The 18491-nt window shown below is 62.9% G+C and carries 22 protein-coding genes and 1 tRNA gene; 18 read left to right on the top strand and 5 right to left on the bottom strand.

The features are described 5' to 3' along the window. The first annotated feature begins 118 nt into the window (after positions 1-118). Positions 119-1219: a redox-regulated ATPase YchF gene (gene ychF, locus P7228_RS13525; protein WP_278015757.1), complete on the top strand. Its 1101-nt coding sequence runs from the start codon at positions 119-121 to the stop codon at positions 1217-1219. Between the two features lie 61 nt (positions 1220-1280). Then, a complete protein-coding gene (locus P7228_RS13520) occupies positions 1281-2093 on the top strand; it encodes a DUF1206 domain-containing protein (protein ID WP_278015756.1) in 813 nt (270 codons plus the stop codon). On the opposite strand, the gene P7228_RS13515 is transcribed toward P7228_RS13520, so the two are convergent. The 3 genes from P7228_RS13515 to mutL form a co-directional block, all read right to left on the bottom strand. Then, positions 2094-2549, bottom strand: a complete 456-nt coding sequence (locus tag P7228_RS13515; RefSeq protein WP_278015755.1) for a hypothetical protein — start codon at positions 2547-2549, stop codon at positions 2094-2096. 109 nt (positions 2550-2658) lie between these two features. Beyond that, the gene (locus P7228_RS13510; RefSeq protein ID WP_278015754.1) at positions 2659-3141 is read right to left on the bottom strand and encodes a hypothetical protein; all 483 of its coding nucleotides are present in this window, start codon (positions 3139-3141) and stop codon (positions 2659-2661) included. Then, a complete protein-coding gene (mutL, locus tag P7228_RS13505; protein WP_278015753.1) occupies positions 3141-4967 on the bottom strand; it encodes a DNA mismatch repair endonuclease MutL in 1827 nt (608 codons plus the stop codon). Before mutL ends, P7228_RS13510 begins: the two co-directional genes overlap by 1 nt. A gap of 184 nt (positions 4968-5151) precedes the next feature. Here mutL and P7228_RS13500 point away from each other — a divergent pair, with 184 nt between their 5' ends. The 10 genes from P7228_RS13500 to P7228_RS13455 all read left to right on the top strand — a co-directional run bounded on the left by P7228_RS13500 (position 5152) and on the right by P7228_RS13455 (position 13780). Continuing rightward, a complete protein-coding gene (locus P7228_RS13500; RefSeq protein WP_278015752.1) occupies positions 5152-6195 on the top strand; it encodes a rod shape-determining protein in 1044 nt (347 codons plus the stop codon). Positions 6196-6208: 13 nt separating this feature from the next. Next, positions 6209-7114 (top strand): rod shape-determining protein MreC, encoded by a 906-nt coding sequence (gene mreC / locus P7228_RS13495; RefSeq protein ID WP_278015751.1) that lies wholly within the window; start codon positions 6209-6211, stop codon positions 7112-7114. An 8-nt stretch (positions 7115-7122) separates the two neighbouring features. Continuing rightward, positions 7123-7668: a rod shape-determining protein MreD gene (gene mreD / locus P7228_RS13490; RefSeq protein WP_347402844.1), complete on the top strand. Its 546-nt coding sequence runs from the start codon at positions 7123-7125 to the stop codon at positions 7666-7668. Beyond that, positions 7668-9800, top strand: coding sequence for a penicillin-binding protein 2 (gene mrdA, locus P7228_RS13485; RefSeq protein ID WP_278015750.1), 2133 nt, complete (start codon positions 7668-7670; stop codon positions 9798-9800). Before mreD ends, mrdA begins: the two co-directional genes overlap by 1 nt. Then, a complete protein-coding gene (gene rodA / locus P7228_RS13480; RefSeq protein ID WP_278015749.1) occupies positions 9797-10915 on the top strand; it encodes a rod shape-determining protein RodA in 1119 nt (372 codons plus the stop codon). Before mrdA ends, rodA begins: the two co-directional genes overlap by 4 nt. A gap of 124 nt (positions 10916-11039) precedes the next feature. Next, positions 11040-11115: transfer RNA gene (locus tag P7228_RS13475), tRNA-Lys, on the top strand. A gap of 61 nt (positions 11116-11176) precedes the next feature. Continuing rightward, positions 11177-12427, top strand: coding sequence for a 3,4-dihydroxy-2-butanone-4-phosphate synthase (gene ribB / locus P7228_RS13470; protein ID WP_278015748.1), 1251 nt, complete (start codon positions 11177-11179; stop codon positions 12425-12427). 4 nt (positions 12428-12431) lie between these two features. After that, a complete protein-coding gene (ribH, locus tag P7228_RS13465; RefSeq protein ID WP_278015747.1) occupies positions 12432-12854 on the top strand; it encodes a 6,7-dimethyl-8-ribityllumazine synthase in 423 nt (140 codons plus the stop codon). A 149-nt stretch (positions 12855-13003) separates the two neighbouring features. Beyond that, complete coding sequence (locus P7228_RS13460; protein WP_278015746.1) at positions 13004-13156, top strand: hypothetical protein; 153 nt, start codon at positions 13004-13006, stop codon at positions 13154-13156. 393 nt (positions 13157-13549) lie between these two features. Beyond that, the gene (locus tag P7228_RS13455) at positions 13550-13780 is read left to right on the top strand and encodes a hypothetical protein (RefSeq protein ID WP_347402843.1); all 231 of its coding nucleotides are present in this window, start codon (positions 13550-13552) and stop codon (positions 13778-13780) included. Between the two features lie 9 nt (positions 13781-13789). Here the strand turns inward: P7228_RS13455 and eno are convergent, their stop codons facing one another. Next, positions 13790-15073, bottom strand: coding sequence for a phosphopyruvate hydratase (eno, locus tag P7228_RS13450; RefSeq protein ID WP_278015745.1), 1284 nt, complete (start codon positions 15071-15073; stop codon positions 13790-13792). Positions 15074-15247: 174 nt separating this feature from the next. Between eno and P7228_RS13445 the strand changes: the two genes are divergently transcribed. From P7228_RS13445 to P7228_RS13420, 6 genes are all read left to right on the top strand, one after another. Further along, on the top strand, positions 15248-15820 hold the full coding sequence (locus P7228_RS13445; protein ID WP_278015744.1) for a hypothetical protein: 573 nt from the start codon (positions 15248-15250) through the stop codon (positions 15818-15820). Between the two features lie 23 nt (positions 15821-15843). Then, positions 15844-16266: a phage holin family protein gene (locus P7228_RS13440; RefSeq protein ID WP_278015743.1), complete on the top strand. Its 423-nt coding sequence runs from the start codon at positions 15844-15846 to the stop codon at positions 16264-16266. After that, positions 16266-16595 carry a hypothetical protein gene (locus tag P7228_RS13435; protein ID WP_278015742.1) on the top strand — a complete coding sequence of 110 codons (330 nt, stop codon included), beginning with the start codon at positions 16266-16268 and terminating at the stop codon, positions 16593-16595. The genes P7228_RS13440 and P7228_RS13435 overlap by 1 nt, the downstream gene beginning before the upstream one ends. A 33-nt stretch (positions 16596-16628) precedes the next feature. Beyond that, complete coding sequence (locus P7228_RS13430; RefSeq protein ID WP_278015741.1) at positions 16629-17108, top strand: hypothetical protein; 480 nt, start codon at positions 16629-16631, stop codon at positions 17106-17108. Positions 17109-17212: 104 nt separating this feature from the next. Next, positions 17213-17443, top strand: a complete 231-nt coding sequence (locus P7228_RS13425; protein ID WP_278015740.1) for a DUF4170 domain-containing protein — start codon at positions 17213-17215, stop codon at positions 17441-17443. An 8-nt stretch (positions 17444-17451) separates the two neighbouring features. Further along, positions 17452-17952 (top strand): GNAT family N-acetyltransferase, encoded by a 501-nt coding sequence (locus tag P7228_RS13420; protein WP_278015739.1) that lies wholly within the window; start codon positions 17452-17454, stop codon positions 17950-17952. 18 nt (positions 17953-17970) lie between these two features. Here the strand turns inward: P7228_RS13420 and greA are convergent, their stop codons facing one another. Continuing rightward, positions 17971-18447: a transcription elongation factor GreA gene (greA, locus tag P7228_RS13415; RefSeq protein WP_278015738.1), complete on the bottom strand. Its 477-nt coding sequence runs from the start codon at positions 18445-18447 to the stop codon at positions 17971-17973. Positions 18448-18491: the final 44 nt, after the last annotated feature.

Genomic DNA, 18491 nt, shown 5'->3' with positions numbered 1-18491 from the left:
CCCATGAAGCTTTCGGCTCCTGCTTAGCATGCGCAGGCTCGCTGTCGAGCGGCACGCTTCCCCTCGCGCCCGCAACTCGCTAAGGGGGCTGCCAACCACCCTACTTCCGGAGTTTTCGATGGGTTTCCGTTGCGGGATCGTCGGCTTGCCCAATGTCGGCAAGTCCACCCTTTTCAATGCTTTGACAGAGACGCAGGCTGCACAGGCCGCGAACTATCCCTTTTGCACGATCGAACCGAACGTCGGCCAGGTTTCCGTCCCTGACGAACGGCTCGACAAGATCGCCGCAATTGCCGGTTCGGCCAAGATCGTTCCGACGCAGCTTGCCTTCGTCGACATCGCCGGACTGGTGAAAGGCGCGAGCAAGGGCGAAGGCCTCGGCAACCAGTTCCTCGGCAACATCCGCGAAGTGGACGCGATCGTCCATGTCCTGCGCTGTTTCGAGGATGACGACATCCAGCACGTCGCCAACAAGGTCGATCCGATCGCCGATGCCGAAGTAGTCGAGACCGAGCTGATGCTCGCTGATCTGGAAAGCCTCGAAAAGCGTGTGCCCGCCGCTGCCAAGCGCGCGACCGGCGGCGACAAGGAAGCCAAAGCCATGGCCAGCGTCCTGGGACAGGCGCTGGAGCTTCTGCGCGACGGCAAGCCGGCTCGCCTCACAGAACCCAAGGATGACGAAGAAGCCCGGCTATTTGCGCAAGCTCAGCTGCTCACTGCCAAGCCGGTCCTCTATGTCTGCAATGTCGCCGAAGAGGATGCTGCCAAGGGCAATGCGCTGTCGGACGAAGTGTTCGCCAAGGCAGAGCGCGAAGGGGCGCAGGCCGTGGTAGTTTCTGCCGCGATTGAAAGCGAACTTGTCGCCATGCCGGAAGAGGACCGCAAGGAGTACCTGGCAGAACTCGGGCTCGAGGAAAGCGGGCTTAGCCGCGTAATCCGCGCAGGCTACAAGCTGCTCGGCCTCAACACCTTCTTCACCGCTGGCCCCAAGGAAGCCCGCGCCTGGACCTTCCCTGCGGGCGCCAAGGCTCCGCAGGCTGCCGGCGAAATCCACACCGATTTCGAACGGGGCTTCATCCGCGCCGAAACGATCGCCTACGACGACTACATCGCCCTGGGCGGCGAGAACGGAGCGAAGGAAGCGGGCAAGCTACGCCAGGAGGGCAAGGAGTACCTGGTTCAGGACGGCGACGTGATGCTGTTCAAGTTCAACGTGTAGGCATATTTCTCGGACCTTTTCCGGGACTTCGACCGTTGCCACCCCAAACCAAGCAGTGGGGATGACGATGGTCGACAAGTCGGAAAAGTTCAGCTTGCTCGTTCGCGTGGGCTATTTCAGCCGTGCGATCATGTATTCGGTGCTCGGCCTGATCGCGCTCACGAGCGCCGGAAAGGTCAGCGAAGGCACCGACGGCATCTTCAAGGCAATCGAGGATTTCCCGCTCGGTGAGGCTATCCTGTGGCTGATGGTCGTGGGCCTGTTCGCCTACGCCCTGTTCCGCTTCGCTTCGACCTTCTTCGACATCGAGAACCACGGTAGCGATACCGTCGGCTGGGGCACGCGGATCGGCCACGCGGGCAGCGCCATCGGCCATCTCGCACTCGCTTGGTCGGCCTACCAGTTTGCCGGCCAGAACAGCGAAGGGGCCGGTTCGGGCGGCGGCGCGCAGGAAGCGGCCGCTGGCGTTCTCTCGATACAATTTGGCGGGGTGGTACTGGCCATCCTTGGCCTCGCGTTTTTCCTCGCAGCATTCAACCAGGCCAAGAAAAGCTACACCGCCAGCTTCATGAACCGCATTGCGGCAGGCGCGCCTTCGCATACCAAGCTGCTCGGCCAGATCGGTTTCGCAGCCCGTACTGTCGTTTTCCTGGTCATCGGATGGTCGCTGATCAACGCCGGCATCCTGTCAGGCGGCAGCGATCAGGTGAAGACCCTCGGTGACGCCGTGGCGTCGCTCGCCGGCGAAGGTGTGGTATTCCAGCTCGTGGCCGCCGGGCTGCTGACGTTCGGATTGTTCAGCCTGATCCTCGCTCGTTACCGGATCATTCCGGACATGGGCGCCGAAGGAAAAATTCCTGCCTTCAGGGCCTGATCAGCTCGGCGCAGAGCCGCATTGGACCAGTCCTGCGGAATCGTAGATCGTTGAGCCGTCCCTTGCCCTGACCGAAAGCTGGGCATCGAATTCGCGCCCATTGCCCTCGCGAGGGCGTTCGGTTTCCGGATCGAGGTTCAAGCTGAAAGCATAGTCCTCCCCGGCAAACTTCAATTCGGGCGGGTCGAGCTGCTGCTCTTCGTTGATCGCCGCAAGCCTGACGATCTCGCCGCCGATCTTGATGAACCCCGCGTCCAACATGGCAATGGCGATCGCGCCGCTGCCGCCACCAGCAGGCGCGAATGCGCAGCTGGCCCCGAACAGGTCGTTCGCCTCGATGTCTTGGTAGAGGATCCGCTCAGGCGCGATCTCGACCTCTTCCGGTTCGATGACAGTCTCCTCGGTGCCGCCGCACCCGGCGAGCGCCAAGGTTACCAATGCTATCGTCCAACGCATCTGCGCCTCCCGGATGGCTTCGCGGCATTGTGCAGCGCAAATTTGGCCCAAGTGGGGCAACTGCGGAGGAAGTGGCCCCGCTAGGCTAGGGTTCGGCCGAAACTCCGGATCACGCTCCGCACTGCGCCATGCCCTCCGACAGATAGACTTCGCGGTCGGAGGCATCGCGAACGGTCAAGGTCGCCGGGTAATTGATGGTCTCATAGCCCGACTGCTTGCCCGCTTCCTGGTCGATTTCGAGTTCGAAGCTGCGCTCGAGCCCATCGTGTTTTGAGCGTGTGCCATAGGGTTGTTCGGCACTTCCTGCATCGGGCGCAAACTTCTCGATCCGGCCATCGATCTTGAGGTAGCCGCCTTCCTGCATCGCAAGCACAACGGCGCCGAGCCCGCCACCCTCGGGCGAAAATGCACAACTCGCTCCGAACAGCTCGTATTTCTCGATATCGGGATAGCCGATGACCTGAAGTTCGATCGGCACCGCGGGGCCGCGCGCATCTTCGTTCATCTGCTCGATATCGATTTCCGGCTCCTCCGCCGGCTCGGAACAGGCGGTGACAATCGCCACCAGCGCGGCAACGGCAGCAGGACGCATCAATGTCTCCCGAACAGTTTCTCGACGTCTTCCATCGAGAGTTTGACCCACGTCGGTCGCCCATGATTGCACTGTCCCGACCGGGGCGTGCGCTCCATTTCGCGTAGCAGTGCGTTCATTTCCTCGACCCGCAGCACCCGCCCTGCCCTCACAGAACCGTGGCAGGCCATGGTCGCAAGCACGTGTTCGAGTTTCTCGCCGAGCAGCAGTGCCTCGCCATGCTTGGCGATATCGTCGGCCAGATCGCGCAACAGCGATGCCGGATTGGCCTTGCCCAGCGCATGCGGCACAGCGCGCACCAGCATTGCCGATGGACCGAACCGTTCGATTGCCAGCCCGAATTGCGCGAGGCCTTTCGCCGCATCTTCGAGACGATCGCAATCGACCTCGTCCATTTCGACTACGTCGGGAACGAGCAGGGCTTGCGACCTCGCCGCGGCCTCGCCCGCCCCTGCCGCCCGGAGCCGTTCGAGCACAAGCCGTTCATGCGCCGCATGTTGGTCGACGAGCACCAATCCGTCGGCTGCTTCGGCGACGATATAGGTGTTGGCGACCTGTCCGCGCGCGACACCCAGCGGGTAGTCCGCGGCCTCGGCCTCGATTGGAGACGCCTCTTCGGCGCGGCCCATCGGAGCGGCATCCGGCGCTGTCAGGACGTCGGCTTCGACGCCACGCCACACCGCCCGCGCTTCGGCAACTTGGTCGCGAGGCCCGCCCCAATCGCGCCCTTCGAAGATGGAGCGCAATACCGGTGAGGGCTCGTTACGCATCGGCTCTTGCTGCCAGCGCGCCATCGCCCCGCGATCGGGGCCTTGGGCGCTGCGCCGGTCCCCAGTCGCCAGCGCCTGTCGCAAGCCAGAGACGATGAAGCCGCGGACGCCGCTGGCGTCACGAAAGCGTACTTCCGTCTTCGCCGGATGGACGTTCACATCGACGTCTTCCGGGGCTACCTCGAGAAACAGCGCCAGCACGGCGTGACGGTCGCGCGCCAGCATATCGGCATAGGCCCCGCGAACCGCACCGACGAGCAGCCGGTCCTTCACCGGGCGGCCATTGACGAACAGATACTGGTGATCGGCGACGCCGCGATTGTACGTCGGCAGGCCGGCAATTCCGGTCAGCCGCATGGCACCGCTTACGCCTGGACGTTCGCACTCGATCGCGACGGCATTATCCTTGAGCTCGCGCGCAACGATCCCCGCGACCCGATCGGCCAGTGGTTCCTCCGGTCGCGTCGCGATTATTCGCCGGTCGCCGTGTTCGAGAGTGAAGGCGATCTCCGGCCGGGCCATCGCCAGCCTGCGCACCACATCGAGGCAGGCGGCGTACTCGCTGCGCGCCGTGCGCAGGAACTTGCGCCGCGCGGGCAGCTTGGCAAACAGGTTCTCGACCCTGACCCGCGTTCCCGGCGGGAGAGCGACGGGCCCTTCCTCGACCAGTTCGCCATGATCGACCACCCTTCTCCACCCGCTGTCGGCCTCGCGCACTCGGCTCTCGATCGTGAAGCGCGCGACACTCGCTATCGATGGCAAGGCTTCACCGCGAAAACCGAGCGTGGCAACCTGTTCGATGGCTTCATCAGGAAGTTTCGAGGTGGCATGGCGTTCGAGCGCCAGGCCCATTTCCTCGGGCGTCATGCCGCAGCCATCATCGGTCACCTCGATCCGTCCGAGGCCCCCATCGAGCAGCTTGACCGCGATTCGCCGGGCACCTGCATCGATTGCGTTTTCGATGAGCTCCTTAAGCGCCGCTGCGGGTCGTTCGACCACCTCGCCAGCGGCGATACGGTTGACGAGACTGTCGGGAAGGCGGCGAATTTGCGGCATTCGCGCCATCCTAGCGATGGGGCGCAGCAAATTCGAGGCCAGCGGTGGAAAATCCCTGGGGCCGTCAACAATTATTTTGGCGTTTTGACGCACCTTTGGTTAGAGAGACGGCTCTTCCTGAAAAGGGATTCCGATCGCCGGGTACGCACCCGGCCACCTGAAAATTCACGGGCGTGCACATACAATGGGCTTCTTTTCCAATCTTCTGAAATTCGGTTCACAGAATATGGCCATCGACCTGGGGACGGCCAACACGCTGGTCTATGTGCAGGACCAGGGCATCATCCTCAACGAGCCGTCGGTGGTCGCGATTGAAACCATCAATGGTATCAAGCGGGTCAAGGCCGTTGGCGACGATGCCAAGATGATGATGGGCAAGACCCCGGACAGCATCGAAGCCATCCGTCCACTGCGCGACGGTGTGATCGCCGACATCGAAATTGCGGAAGAAATGATCAAGCACTTCATCCGCAAGGTGCATGGCCGACGCAGCCTGCTGCGGTTTCCCGAGATTGTGATCTGTGTGCCTTCTGGTTCAACCTCGGTCGAACGACGCGCGATCCGTGACGCGGCGTCGAATGCCGGGGCTTCGGAAGTCCATCTCATTCTCGAGCCGATGGCAGCAGCGATCGGCGCCGATATGCCGGTGACCGAACCGGTCGGCAGCATGGTGGTCGACATTGGTGGCGGCACCACCGAGGTCGCCGTGCTTTCGCTGCGTGGCCTCGCCTACACCACTTCGGTTCGAACAGGCGGGGACAAGATGGACGAAGCGATCGTCTCCTACGTCCGACGACACCACAACCTGCTGATCGGTGAAGCTACGGCCGAGCGGATCAAGAAGGATTACGGCGTTGCGGTTGCTCCCGAAGACGGGATCGGCGAGCAGATCACGCTCAAGGGTCGTGACCTCGTCAACGGCGTTCCGAAAGAGATCACGATCAACCAGGCGCACATCGCCGAGGCCTTGAACGAACCCATCGGCGCAATCGTCGAGGGCGTCCGGATTGCACTCGAGAACACGGCGCCCGAACTGGCTGCCGACATCGTCGATCAGGGTATCGTCCTTACCGGCGGCGGCGCGCTGATTCAGCGCCTCGACGAGCATCTGCGTGAAGAGACCGGCCTGCCGGTCAGCATTGCCGAAGATCCGTTGTCCTGCGTCGCGATCGGCACGGGCCGCGCGATGGAAGATCCGATCTATCGCGGCGTCCTGATGACGGCCTGAGGGAGTTCGCAAGGTGGCGCCCCCTTCATCGAGGCGCTCAGGCCATTCACGTAGAGCGCAGTACACCGTCTTCACCGGATATGTCATCGCTGCCATCGGCGCGGTGATTGGCGGCGTTCTGCTCGCGATTTCGCTGTGGAACCCCGGCGCGTTTCGCGGCTTGCGCGGAACTGCTGGCGATACAATCGAACCGGCAGGACAGGCCACCGCAGTCGCGCGCGATGGAGCGGGTGGTTTCTTCGAGAATATCGCGGCCTATTACCGGGCAGGCAGCAAGAACGCGGCGCTCAAGCAGGAGCTGGAGCTGGCCCGCATTCGCCTCGCCGAAGCCGACGCAGTCGAGCAGGAAAATCTGCGGTTGAAGCGCCTTCTGGCTCTGCGCGACAGCGAAGTTGAGCCCATCGTCACGACACGGCTGGTCGGCTCGACCTCGTCGAGCGCGCGCCGATTTGCCTATCTCGGCGCCGGTCGCTCGAGCGGGGTTCGGGTCGGCATGCCGGTGCGCAGCCCCAAGGGCGTGGTCGGGCGGATCCTCGAGGTCGGGCAAAGCAGTTCGCGGGTGCTGCTGCTTACCGATAGCGAGAGCGTGCTCCCCGTTCGCAGGGCCAAGGATGACACGGTCGCCTTTGCCGAAGGACGAGGCGACGGGCTGCTCCGCATCAGGCTGATCAATCTCGGCCTCAACCCGATCGAGAAGGGTGACCTGTTCGTCACCTCGGGCGCCGGGGGATATTACCGCCCAGGGGTCGCGGTAGCGATCGTCCATGAGGTGACGGCCGACGGCGGCGTTGCCCGCCTCGTGGCGGACCCCGCCTCGGCCGATTTCGTTTCGGTCGAGCCGATCTGGCAGCCCGAAGCGGTGGTCGGCTCGAACACTCCGATCGAGCAGGAACTCGGCGAAGAGGAAGAGGCCGAGTGATCCAGCGGATGAATCCGAGATCGCGGTCCGATCAGTACGGTCGGCGCATCAACCGTGAGCAGGTCCCCCTGCTCGTCTACACCATCCCCACCCTGTCGATCATGCTCGGCTCGATCCTGCCGACACTTCCGATTGCAGGACTGATGCCCATCCTCCCGCCGCTCGGCTTCATGGTCTTCCTCGGCTGGCGCCTCGTTCGCCCCGGCCTGTTACCCCTGTGGGCCGGACTTCCTTTCGGTGCCTTCGACGACCTCTTCAGCGGGCAGCCGTTCGGAAGCGGTATCTTGCTGTGGTCGATCGCCATGATCGCGATCGAGCTGTTCGAAGCGCGCTATCCCTGGCGCGGATTTTGGCAGGACTGGTTCACCGCCAGTTTGGTGGCTGCGGTCTATCTGATGCTGATGCTCGTTTTCTCCGGTACTTCTCCCAGCACGCACCACCTCGTCGCCGCGGGCCCGCAATTCTTGCTGTCGCTGCTGCTTTACCCCATTATCGCGCGCATGGTTGCTTGGCTCGACAGGTTGCGGCTGCTGAGATTGCGAAGGGTCGGATAATGGCGCTCAGCCAGAGGCGGCCCCTGGTCACCGCTTCGACATTGAAGCATGCCTTCGACCGCCGCAGTTTCCTGATCGGCGCGGGAATGGGCACCATCGGGGCCCTGCTGGCCGTTCGCATGGGCTATCTCGCGATTATCGAGAGCGAGAAATATCGAACCGAATCAGAGAGTAATCGTGTCAACCTGACACTTATTCCGCCGCGTCGCGGCTGGATCCTCGACCGCAACGGCGCGCCGCTTGCCTCGAACCGGGCCGACTTCCGCGTCGACGTGATTCCGGAACGGCTGAAGAATTCCGACGAGACGATCGAGCAACTGGGACAATTGCTCGAGCTCAATCCCAACCGCGTGGCAGACATCAAGCGCGAGGTGAAGGACGCGCGCGGATTTCAGCCGGTCGAGATCGCCAGCGGCCTCGCCTATGAGCAGTTTGCCGCCATCAGCGTACGCCTGCCCGACATGCAGGGCGTGGTTCCCCAGCGCGGATTCTCTCGCTTCTATCCCACAGGGCCTGCGGTCGGCCATTTGATCGGCTTCGTCGGACCTGCCTCGGCCGAGGAGTACGAAGCGGATCGCAATCCGCTGCTCATCACGCCGGGCTACAAGATCGGCAAAGATGGGCTCGAAAAGCAGTTCGAACAGACTTTGCGCGGGGTGCCGGGGGCGCGGCGGGTGGAGGTAACTGCGTCGGGACGGATCGTCCGCGATCTGGAAACGCGCGAGGACGTTCAGGGCAACCCGATCCGCCTGACCATCGACGGCCCGCTCCAGGACTATGCCGCAAGGCGACTGGGCCTCGAATCCGGCTCCGTGGTCGTGATGGACTGCGCGAGCGGCGACCTGCTCTGCATGGCGTCAATGCCCAGCTTCGATCCCAACAGCTTTTCCGACGGCATCGGCAGCGTCGAATATGCCATGCTGCGCGAGGACGAGCGGGTGCCGCTGCGCAATAAAGTGCTCAAGGGGCTCTATCCGCCCGGCTCGACTGTCAAGCCGATGGTGTCGATGGCGTTTCTCAAGGAAGGGCTCGACCCTGACGAAACGGTGTTTTGCGGTGGCGGTCTCCGCGTCGGCAATCGCGTCTTCCGCTGCTGGAAACGCGGCGGCCATGGCACGGTCAATATGGCCAAGGGCATCTACCAGAGCTGCGACGTCTATTACTACCATTTCGCCCAGCGGATCGGGATGGACCCGATCGCGGCAATGGCCCGGCGCTGCGGCATGGGGCAGGAATTTCCCCTGCCCGTTACCAGCCAGTTTTACGGCACGGTTCCCGATCCCGCGTGGAAGCTCAAGAAATACGACCGCGAATGGCAGGCCTTCGACACGGTCAATGCCACGATCGGCCAGGGCTACATGCTGGCGAGTCCGCTGCAGCTTGCCGTGATGGCATCGCGTCTGGCTACCGGCGCGCACGTCATGCCGCGCCTCACGCTCGATACTCAGCCCAAGGGTTTCAACGAGATCGACTTCCCGGCCGAGCATGTGGAATATGTCCGCCAGGCGATGAGCGATGTCGTCAATGGTCCGGGCACCGCCGGGAGAGGCCGTCTCCCCTTCGAGGATGTGCTGATGGCGGGCAAGACCGGAACAGCGCAGGTTGTCGGCCTGAACCTGTCGGACGGCAAGAGCGGCCCCTGGAAATACCGCGACCACGGTCTGTTCATCTTCTTCGCCCCCTTCGACAAACCCAAATACGCAGGCGCGGTGGTGATCGAGCACGGGGGCGGATCAGGCGCCGCCTACCCGATCGCCCGCGACGTGATGACCTTCCTGTTCGATCCGCTGAAGGGCATGGAAGCCCTTCACGCGCTCGAGAAGCAATGGGGCGGGACTGCGCAACAGCGGCTCGACGCCAAATATCGTGCCTATGCCCATGCAGCCGGGGAAATCGTCAGCGCACCCCCTCGCCGCGACGAGGAGATATTCGACCAGGTCGAGGCAGAGGCGCGGATCGCGGCTGCGCAATCGGAAAAGATTGCCGGCGACGTCATCGCTCCGCGTCCGGAGGCCGTTCCATCGGGTTCCCCCGGCGCGGCGCCAACTGGGTCAACTCCAGTGGTCGAGGCACCACCGGTCGATCCGCCTAGCCCCATCCCCTCTCCGACCAGCAGCGCGAGCCCGCGATGAACACAATCGTCCCGGCCCCCATCGCTCGCCAACCGTGGCAGATGCTGATCCCGCTGTTCATCCTCGTCGGGTTCGGCGCGCTGGTGCTCTATTCCGCCGCAGGAGGTTCTTGGCAGCCCTTCGCAGCCTCGCACCTGATAAGGTTCGGCGTGTTTCTCCTCATGGCGGCCATCATCACTTCGTTGCCGCGCGAACTGGTCACATTCCTGACCTACCCCGCCTATGTCGTGGTCCTGCTGCTGCTGATAGCGGTGGAGGCGATCGGCGCAATGGGCGGCGGCAGCCAGCGCTGGCTTAACCTAGGCCCGATCGTCCTGCAGCCGTCCGAGCTGATGAAGCCGGTAGTCGTGCTGGTCTTGGCGCGGTTCTACCACCAGCTTCCGGTCGGCCTCATCGCGACCTGGCGCGCGCTCGTACCGGCCGGCCTCCTCATCGGAGTTCCGATGGCGCTGGTGCTGCTGCAGCCGGATCTCGGTACAGCCCTGGCGATCGGCTTTGGCGGTGCAGTAGTGATGCTGCTCGCCGGGCTGCCACTGAAGTGGTTTGCCATCGGCGGCGCGGCGGGCGTCGTGATCGCCCCGCTCGCCTTCTTCTTCGGGCTGAAGGAGTACCAGCAGCGAAGAGTGACGACCTTCATGGATCCCGAGAGCGACCCGCTGGGCGCTGGTTATCACATAACCCAATCGAAGATCGCGATCGGTTCGGGCGGTATTACCGGCAAGGGCTTCAACGAGGGTTCGCAGAGCCATCTGCAATATCTCCCCGAGCCGCACACCGACTTCGTTTTCGCGACGATGGCGGAGGAATGGGGCCTCTTGGGGGGGATCGTCGTGCTGGTAATCTTCGCCATGATCCTCAGTTGGGGAATGAAGGTCGCGCGCCAATCGCACGATCGGTTCGCCCGCCTGCTCGCCGCAGGCATGACGGCGACGATCTTCTTCTACGTCTCGATCAACCTGCTGATGGTGATGGGCATGGCCCCGGTGGTCGGTATTCCGCTGCCCTTCATGAGCCATGGTGGCTCGTCGATGATGACCAACATGATCTGTATCGGTGTATTGATGATGGTGAACCGCTGGAACCGCGAAGCGCCGCGGAGAGGCTTTACCGGTTAGGTTTTTGGGCGAGCTCCGCGAATGGGGCTTTTCATCGCCGCGAGGCTCGCTATATGCAGCGCCTCCGCCGATTCGGACGCTCCTTTTGCGGAACGAAATCGGGCCGATGTGATCTTCGGCGAGTGGACGCATAGCTCAGTTGGTAGAGCAGCTGACTCTTAATCAGCGGGTCCTAGGTTCGAGCCCTAGTGCGTCCACCATCACATCCTGATGTTCCATAATGATCTTGGATATCACATCCCAATGTGATATCGCGCTCACATGAGCACATCCACCATCGATAAAGTCCGCGAACTCGTCACATCGGGCGAGATCACGCGCGCCGGTCTTGCGCGAGCAGCCGGGCTCCACGCCAACACCTTGCGCGAATGCGGCGAACCGGGCTGGAACCCGACGGCAGACACCCTCGCCAAGCTCGAGAACTTCCTCCTGCACAATGACGATCGCCCTGTGCTCGTCGGGATCGAGGAGATCATCGACGAGGCGCGCAATGGGCGCATGTACATCCTGGTCGATGACGAGGATCGCGAGAACGAAGGCGACCTTATCATCCCGGCCCAGATGGCGACCCCCAACGCGATCAACTTCATGGCGACGTATGGCCGCGGCCTGATCTGCCTCGCCCTCAGCCGCCAGCGTGTCGAGAAGCTGGGTCTCGAGCCCATGAGCCGAAACCACACCGAGGCGATGCAGACCGCCTTCACCATCTCGATCGAGGCAAAGGAAGGTGTCACCACCGGGATTTCTGCTGCCGACCGAGCTCGCACCGTTTCAGTGGCGATCGATGCCACCAAGGGCCCTGATGACATTGTTACTCCGGGGCATGTCTTTCCCCTTGCCGCGCGTGACGGCGGGGTACTGGTTCGCGCTGGCCATACCGAGGCCGCGGTCGATATTTCGCGGCTGGCCGGGCTCAACGCTTCGGGCGTGATCTGCGAGATCATGAACGATGACGGGACGATGGCCCGGCTCGACGATCTGGTGGCATTCGCCCGCAAGCACGACCTGAAGATCGGGACCATCCGCGATCTCATCGAGTATCGCCGCCGCAACGACCATCTGGTCGAGCGGATCGATGAACGCACCTTCGATTCCGACTACGGTGGGCAGTGGCGTCTGCTGACCTATCGCAACAAGATCGACAGCAGCGAGGCGTTCGTGTTGCAGAAGGGGCATGTAGTTCCCGGCGAGCCCACCCTCACCCGGGTCCACCCGATCTCGCTGTTCGACGATGTGCTGGGGAAGCCAGGTCCGCGCAAGCGCACGCTGCAGCGGGCGATGGAGGCGATCGGCGATCACGGCGCTGGCGTCATCGTCATCATCACCAACCGTCGTGCCTCGGGCAGCGGCTACAGCGAGGAGGACGAGATCCGCAACGTCGGGATCGGGTCGCAGATCCTCGCCGATCTCAAGATTCACGACATGATCCTGCTCAGCAACTCGCAACCCAATGTTGTGGCGATCGAGGCCTATGGCCTCAACATCGTCGACCACCACCCAATTCCGGAGTGACCTGATGGCCCGTTTTCTTATCGTCGAAGCGCGATTCTATGCGCATCTGAACGACATGCTCGTTGCCGGGGCACGCCAGGCACTCGAACAGGCCGGACATGATGTCGAGGTGCTAACGGTTCCAGGCGCGCTCGAGGTGCCGGGCGCCATCGCGCTCGCGGCCGAAAGCGGACAGTACGACGGCTTCGTCGCGATCGGCGTGGTCATCCGTGGTGAGACCTATCACTTCGAGATCGTCGCCGGAGAAAGTGCTCGCGCCATCATGGCGCTGACGATCGACGGCATGGCAATCGGCAATGGTATCCTGACGGTCGAGAACGAAGAACAGGCGCTGGTGCGCGCCGACCCTGCGCAAAAGGACAAGGGCGGAGAAGCCGCCAAGGCCGCTATGGCACTGCTGGCCCTGCAGGAGCGGTTCGAGGGATAACCGCCGGCTGCGCCGCGGACTTGTAGTCCCGGATCGCTCCAGAATCGATCAATCTCACCTGTTTGGTTGCGCCTCCATACGGTAATACCCCTAGGCGTCGGTCGTGGACCGGGAAGACCCCGCGGCGGCGAAACAGGAAAGAAAAGAAAATGACGTTTGGGACAGGGGAAGGTGGCGCCATCGTTGCGCCCATCATCGCTGCACTTGAAAGCCATCTAGCACAGCTGGACGAACTGGGCGCGCATATCGCTGCGGCCTATCTCGATGCCGCAATCCAGCACCTGCGAGTCACCGATGTCTGACCAGCATGTGCGGTCAATACAGGCCGGATTACGTAGTCCTGCGTAAAGCCACCCGAACGTTCCTTCCCTATATCCATGCCTAGGTTTGCAGAGGCAATTTGGGCAGCAGGGGGTACGCTTGGGCGGCGACGACGCGATGTGAATGGGCGGAATGCAGGTCGCATCCAATGCCCTGAACACGCGCCTTGCCACGATTGCCGACCAGCTGACCGACCTCGCGGGCGAGATGCGATCGGCGGCAGGAGAGGGTGAACGGCGAGAATGGCTCGCGCCAGCCACCCTACGGTCGAACGACAACCTCCTGAATCTTGCTGTCTTCATTTACGACCAGCGGCGGCGGCGCTGCGCTGTGATCGGGGGCCGGAGCTTTTCGGCGAGCCAGCCTGGGACATCTTGCTCGATCTCTACATCGCCCATGCGCGAGGCAAGAATGTATCGGTTTCGAGCGCCTGCATCGGCTCCGCAGCCCCGCCCACGACAGGGTTGCGGTGGCTGGGCATCCTGCAGGACGAGGGGCTGGTGCTGCGCGAAGCTGATCCGCGCGATCATCGCCGCGTCAACGTCCGCCTGTCGGACGAGGGAATTGCACGGATGGAGACCTACCTGCGCGACCTGCGCGCCTGACTGCCCCGCTCAGGAAAGTCGGCCGAAGGCGTTGTCGCCCGCGTAGACTGCACTGCTGCCAAGTTCTTCCTCGATCCGGATCAGCTGGTTGTATTTCGCCAGCCTGTCAGAGCGCGCCAACGAGCCGGTCTTGATCTGGCCGCAGTTGGTAGCAACCGCGAGATCGGCAATGGTCGCATCCTCGGTTTCACCCGAGCGGTGGCTCATCACCGAAGTGTATCCGGCGCGGTGTGCCATTTCGACTGCTGCGAGTGTTTCCGTGAGCGTCCCGATCTGGTTGACCTTGACCAGCAGCGAGTTAGCCAGACCCTTGCCTATGCCCATTGCAAGCCGATCAGGGTTGGTCACGAACAGGTCATCACCTACCAGTTGCACCTTGCCGCCGACCTTGTCGGTCAGCGCCTTCCAGCCCTCGAAATCGTCTTCGGCCATCCCGTCTTCGATCGAGCGGATCGGGTAGGAAGCGCACAGATCGGCGAGATAGTCTGCCATCTCTGCCGGGCTGAGAGAGGTGCCTTCGCCCGCCATATCATAGCGGCCATCAGCGTAGAATTCCGTCGAAGCGCAATCGAGCGCCAGGGCAACATCGCCGCCGGGCTGGAAACCGGCCTGTTCGATCGATGCCATGATGAAGTCGAGCGCAGCGCGGGTCGACGCGAGATCGGGTGCGAACCCACCTTCGTCGCCAACCGCTGTCGACAAGCCTTTCGCCGACAGGCCCTTCTTCAGCGTGTGGAAGATCTCCGCGCCCCAGCGCACGGCTTCGGCCAGGCTTTCGGCACCAACCGGCATGATCATGAATTCCTGGATGTCGATCGGATTGTCGGCATGCTCGCCGCCATTGATAATGTTCATCATCGGCACGGGCAGTCGGTGCGCTGCAACGCCGCCGAGATAGGAGTAGAGCGGCAGCCCGCGCGCATTGGCAGCTGCCTTGGCGACCGCGAGGCTGGTGCCGAGGATCGCATTGGCGCCGATCCGCCCCTTGTTGGGCGTCCCGTCGAGCTCGATCATGGCGAGGTCGATGTCGCGCTGGTCCTCCGCATCGAGGCCGAGAATGCGGTCTGCAATCTCGGTATTCACCGCATCCACCGCCTTGAGCACGCCCTTGCCCAGATAACGGGTCTTGTCGCCGTCGCGCAGTTCCACCGCCTCGTGTGCCCCGGTCGATGCACCCGAGGGAACCGCCGCGCGGCCGAAGCTGCCATCTTCTAGCAAGACGTCGACTTCGACCGTCGGGTTGCCCCGGCTATCGAGGATTTCGCGGCCATGGATATCGATAATCGCGGTCATTCGTCTGCTCCGGCTTCAATGCGGTGTTGTAATGTGGTAAGACACCACCATATCAGGTATCCGGCGCCCTGTATGCGTCGGAACATTCGGGCGCAAGTTGCGTTGCAACATAGAAGGCGCGATACCCCCATCGCGCCATTGGAATACGTAGCCACGGAGGGCGAAAGAGACATCATGGCAGACGCCACCACCACCACGAAAACGGCGACCACCAAGAAGACCGCCGCGAAGAAATCCACCCCCAAGAAATCGGAACCTACAGTGGTCGACAACAAGACTGAGGCCAAGAGCCGTTTCAATGCCGCACTCGAGGAAGCCAAGGCCGGCGCCGCAGCGCTGAAGGCTGAAGCCGGCGAGCGCGCGGGCGCCTATCGCGAGCAGGCCAAGACTCGCGGCACCGATCTTGTCGCCGACGCCAAGACCTATGGCGCGGATGCCAAGCTTCGCGCTGGCGAACTCGCGACCGAAGGCAAGGCGCGCGTCAGCGATGGCCTATCGTCGCTCGGCAAGGTTGTGGCCGACACCGCAACCGACATCGATGGACGGTTCGGCGAGCAGTATGGCGATTACGCGCGCAAGGCATCGCGCAGCCTGCAGGAAGCTTCGGCAAAACTCGACAACAAAAGCGTCGAGGAGCTGGGCGAGGACGCTCGCGAGTTCGTTCGCAAGAGCCCGGGTGTTGCCGTGGGTATTGCGGCTGTGGCAGGGTTCCTTCTGGCTCGCCTGTTTCGGGGCAGCCGCGACTGAGCAAAGCCTGAAAGGGGCGCGTAATGCGGGACGATGACCTGCCGGACAGCCGGCAGGACAACGTCGAGGATGAACTCGACGTTGCGATCAGGGGCGGAGATGAGCCCGATGTGTCCGGCAGTTCGCTGACCGAGGACATTGTCGCGCTCATCGACGACGGCAAGACCTATGCCGAGGCGGAATATGCCTTCCAGAAGTCTCGCGCCGCCTTTGCTGCCGAACGTGGCAAGTCAGCAGCGGTCCTCGTCTTCTTTGCGTTCTCCTTTGTTCACCTTGCACTGGTCGCGCTGGTGGTCGGTATGGTCATCGCGCTGGCACCCAGCCTGACGGCGTGGGGTGCCACAGCCCTGGTCGTAGTGGTGCTGCTGATCGCGGCGGCGATCCTGCTGATGATGATGCGCAAGCACACACGGGCGATCGGCGATGCCTTTGCGGATGATCGGTGATGGCAGACCTTAAGCGCCAGATGCAGGAAGATCGGGCACTGCGTGATGCAGCGCGGGCCCTGCTCGACGCGGATGTTGCGCATCTGCGCAACGGCCTGGCCAGCAAGAGCATCGGTGAACGGGTCCTTGATAATATCGGCGAAGGCGCCAAGGACGTGTTCGAAAGCGCCGCCGACGCCGCTGACAACCACAAGGGGGCCTTGGCCGCGCTCATCGGTGCCATCGTACTCTGGTTTGCCCGCAACCCCATCATGTCGCTCTTCTTCGATGACGAGGAGGACGACCAAGCGCGGCCAAGGGAACGAGAGCAGGACCAAGCCCGTTCGTAAGATACGCCCCCACCAAGATTTCCGGAGTTTCCAATGACCAGTGACGCGAAAAGAGAGCAATTGCGCGAGAAGATCGAAGCGGGCGAGCGCCGCAACGAGGAGCGCAGCCTGGCCGATGCGGCGAGGGAAGCTGCCGACTCCGCGACGAACTTCGTCAAGCAGCATCCCCTGGCAACGCTCGGTGGGGCAGTCGTAGTAGGCCTCGCGATCGGGGCGATGACGAAGCCCGGACGCAGGTTGACCAAGCGTGGCGGAGTGTTGGCGGGCCTGATTGCCGACGCTGCAATCGCCTACGGCATCAGCATGATCGACAAGGCCGGAGACGTCGCCCGTGACGGGCAGGATCGGCTCGAGGATTTGGGCGATGTGTTGTCAGACAAGGCACGCAGCGCACGGCGCGACGCCAATTATCTCGCCGGTTCGGCCTCTGACCGCACGCGCTCGCTGGCACGTGGTGCGTCGCGCAAAGCGAGCCGGGCCGTCCGCGACCTCAAGGGTCGCGTTTCCCCCTAAAGCTTGTCTAACATGGCACCATTGCGGCGTGACGGGTTTGCCTGTCGCGCCGCTTCGTTTATGGGGCGCGGCGAAAACTCCTCCCCGGATAGAAAGCAACGATCATGGAAGAAACAGAAACCAAGCAGAAGCTCCATCTCGTCATGGGCGGCCGGATCAAGGATCCGCGCTCGATGGAGTTCGCCGATCCCGAGAGCATTCATGTCGTCGGCGTATTCAGCGACTACGAGGCCGCGGTTGAAGCTTGGCGCGCCAATGCGCAGCGGACGGTCGACGACGCAGAAATGCGCTACGTGGTGGTTCACATCCATCGGCTGCTGACGCCCGACGCTTGAGACGCGTCGTGGCTTACAGCATTCGGCCATACAAGGACGTCGATGCCGAAGACCTGGCAGAAGTGATCCATGCCGCCATCGAGGTCGTAGGCGCGCACAAATATTCCGCCGAGCAGGTGGCAGCGTGGGCTGCCCGACATCCAGGGCCCGAGCGCTATCGCGAGCGGGTTGGGTCAGGCGATGTAATATTCGTAGCGGCAGGCCCGGACGATCGTCCCGTCGCCTATGCGCTGATCGAACTGGATAAAGATGGCAGGGCCCACCTCGACCATCTTTACTGCCATCCAGATCATACACGGAGAGGATTGGCAGTCGAGCTGCTGGCTACTGCGGAGGAACACGCCCGGGCGAGCGGTGCGACGCTGATCTACACCGAGGCAAGCGAACTGGCCCGCGCTGCCTTTGAACGAGCGGGGTACGCGGTGACCCACCGCCGCGATTTCGAGATCGCGCACGACGGCAGTCCTGTGGCCATTCACAATTACGCGATGGAGAAGGCGCTCGATTGAGCGCCCTCCCAGCCTCGATCAGATGAACTCGATCTTGTCGACGAGATAGAACTTGTCGCCCGAGGGGACGGTCACCTCGATCTCGTCACCGACTTCCTTGCCGATCAACGCCCGCGCAATCGGCGAGTTGTAGGAGATGCGGCCCTTGCCGGCGTCCGCTTCGGTTTGGCCGACAATCTGGTACTTCACCGGCTTGTCGTCCTCGTCGAGCAGCGTGACGGTCGCGCCAAAGATCACCTTGTCGCCCGACAGCGTGGTCGGGTCGATAATCTGAGCCCGGCTCACCTTGTCCTCGATCTCGGCGATCTGCGCCTCGACCTGGCCCTGGCGTTCCTTGGCAGCGTGATATTCGGCATTCTCCGAAAGGTCGCCATGCGCCCGAGCTTCCTCGATCGCGTCGACAATCTTCGGACGTTCCGCACGCAGCACCTTGAGATCGGCAGTCAGCCGCTCATAGCCCTCGGCGAGCATCGGAACCTTTTCCATCGTAGCCATCCCGTCTTCATTCCTTCAGCGCGCCCTCCCCCTCCAATCAGGGT

Origin of the sequence: Altererythrobacter sp. CAU 1644 (assembly GCF_029623755.1) — a bacterium.
Lineage (GTDB): Bacteria > Pseudomonadota > Alphaproteobacteria > Sphingomonadales > Sphingomonadaceae > Erythrobacter > Erythrobacter arenosus.
The sequence above is the reverse complement of the archived record's forward strand: the minus strand, read 5'-3'. Positions and strand labels throughout refer to the sequence as shown.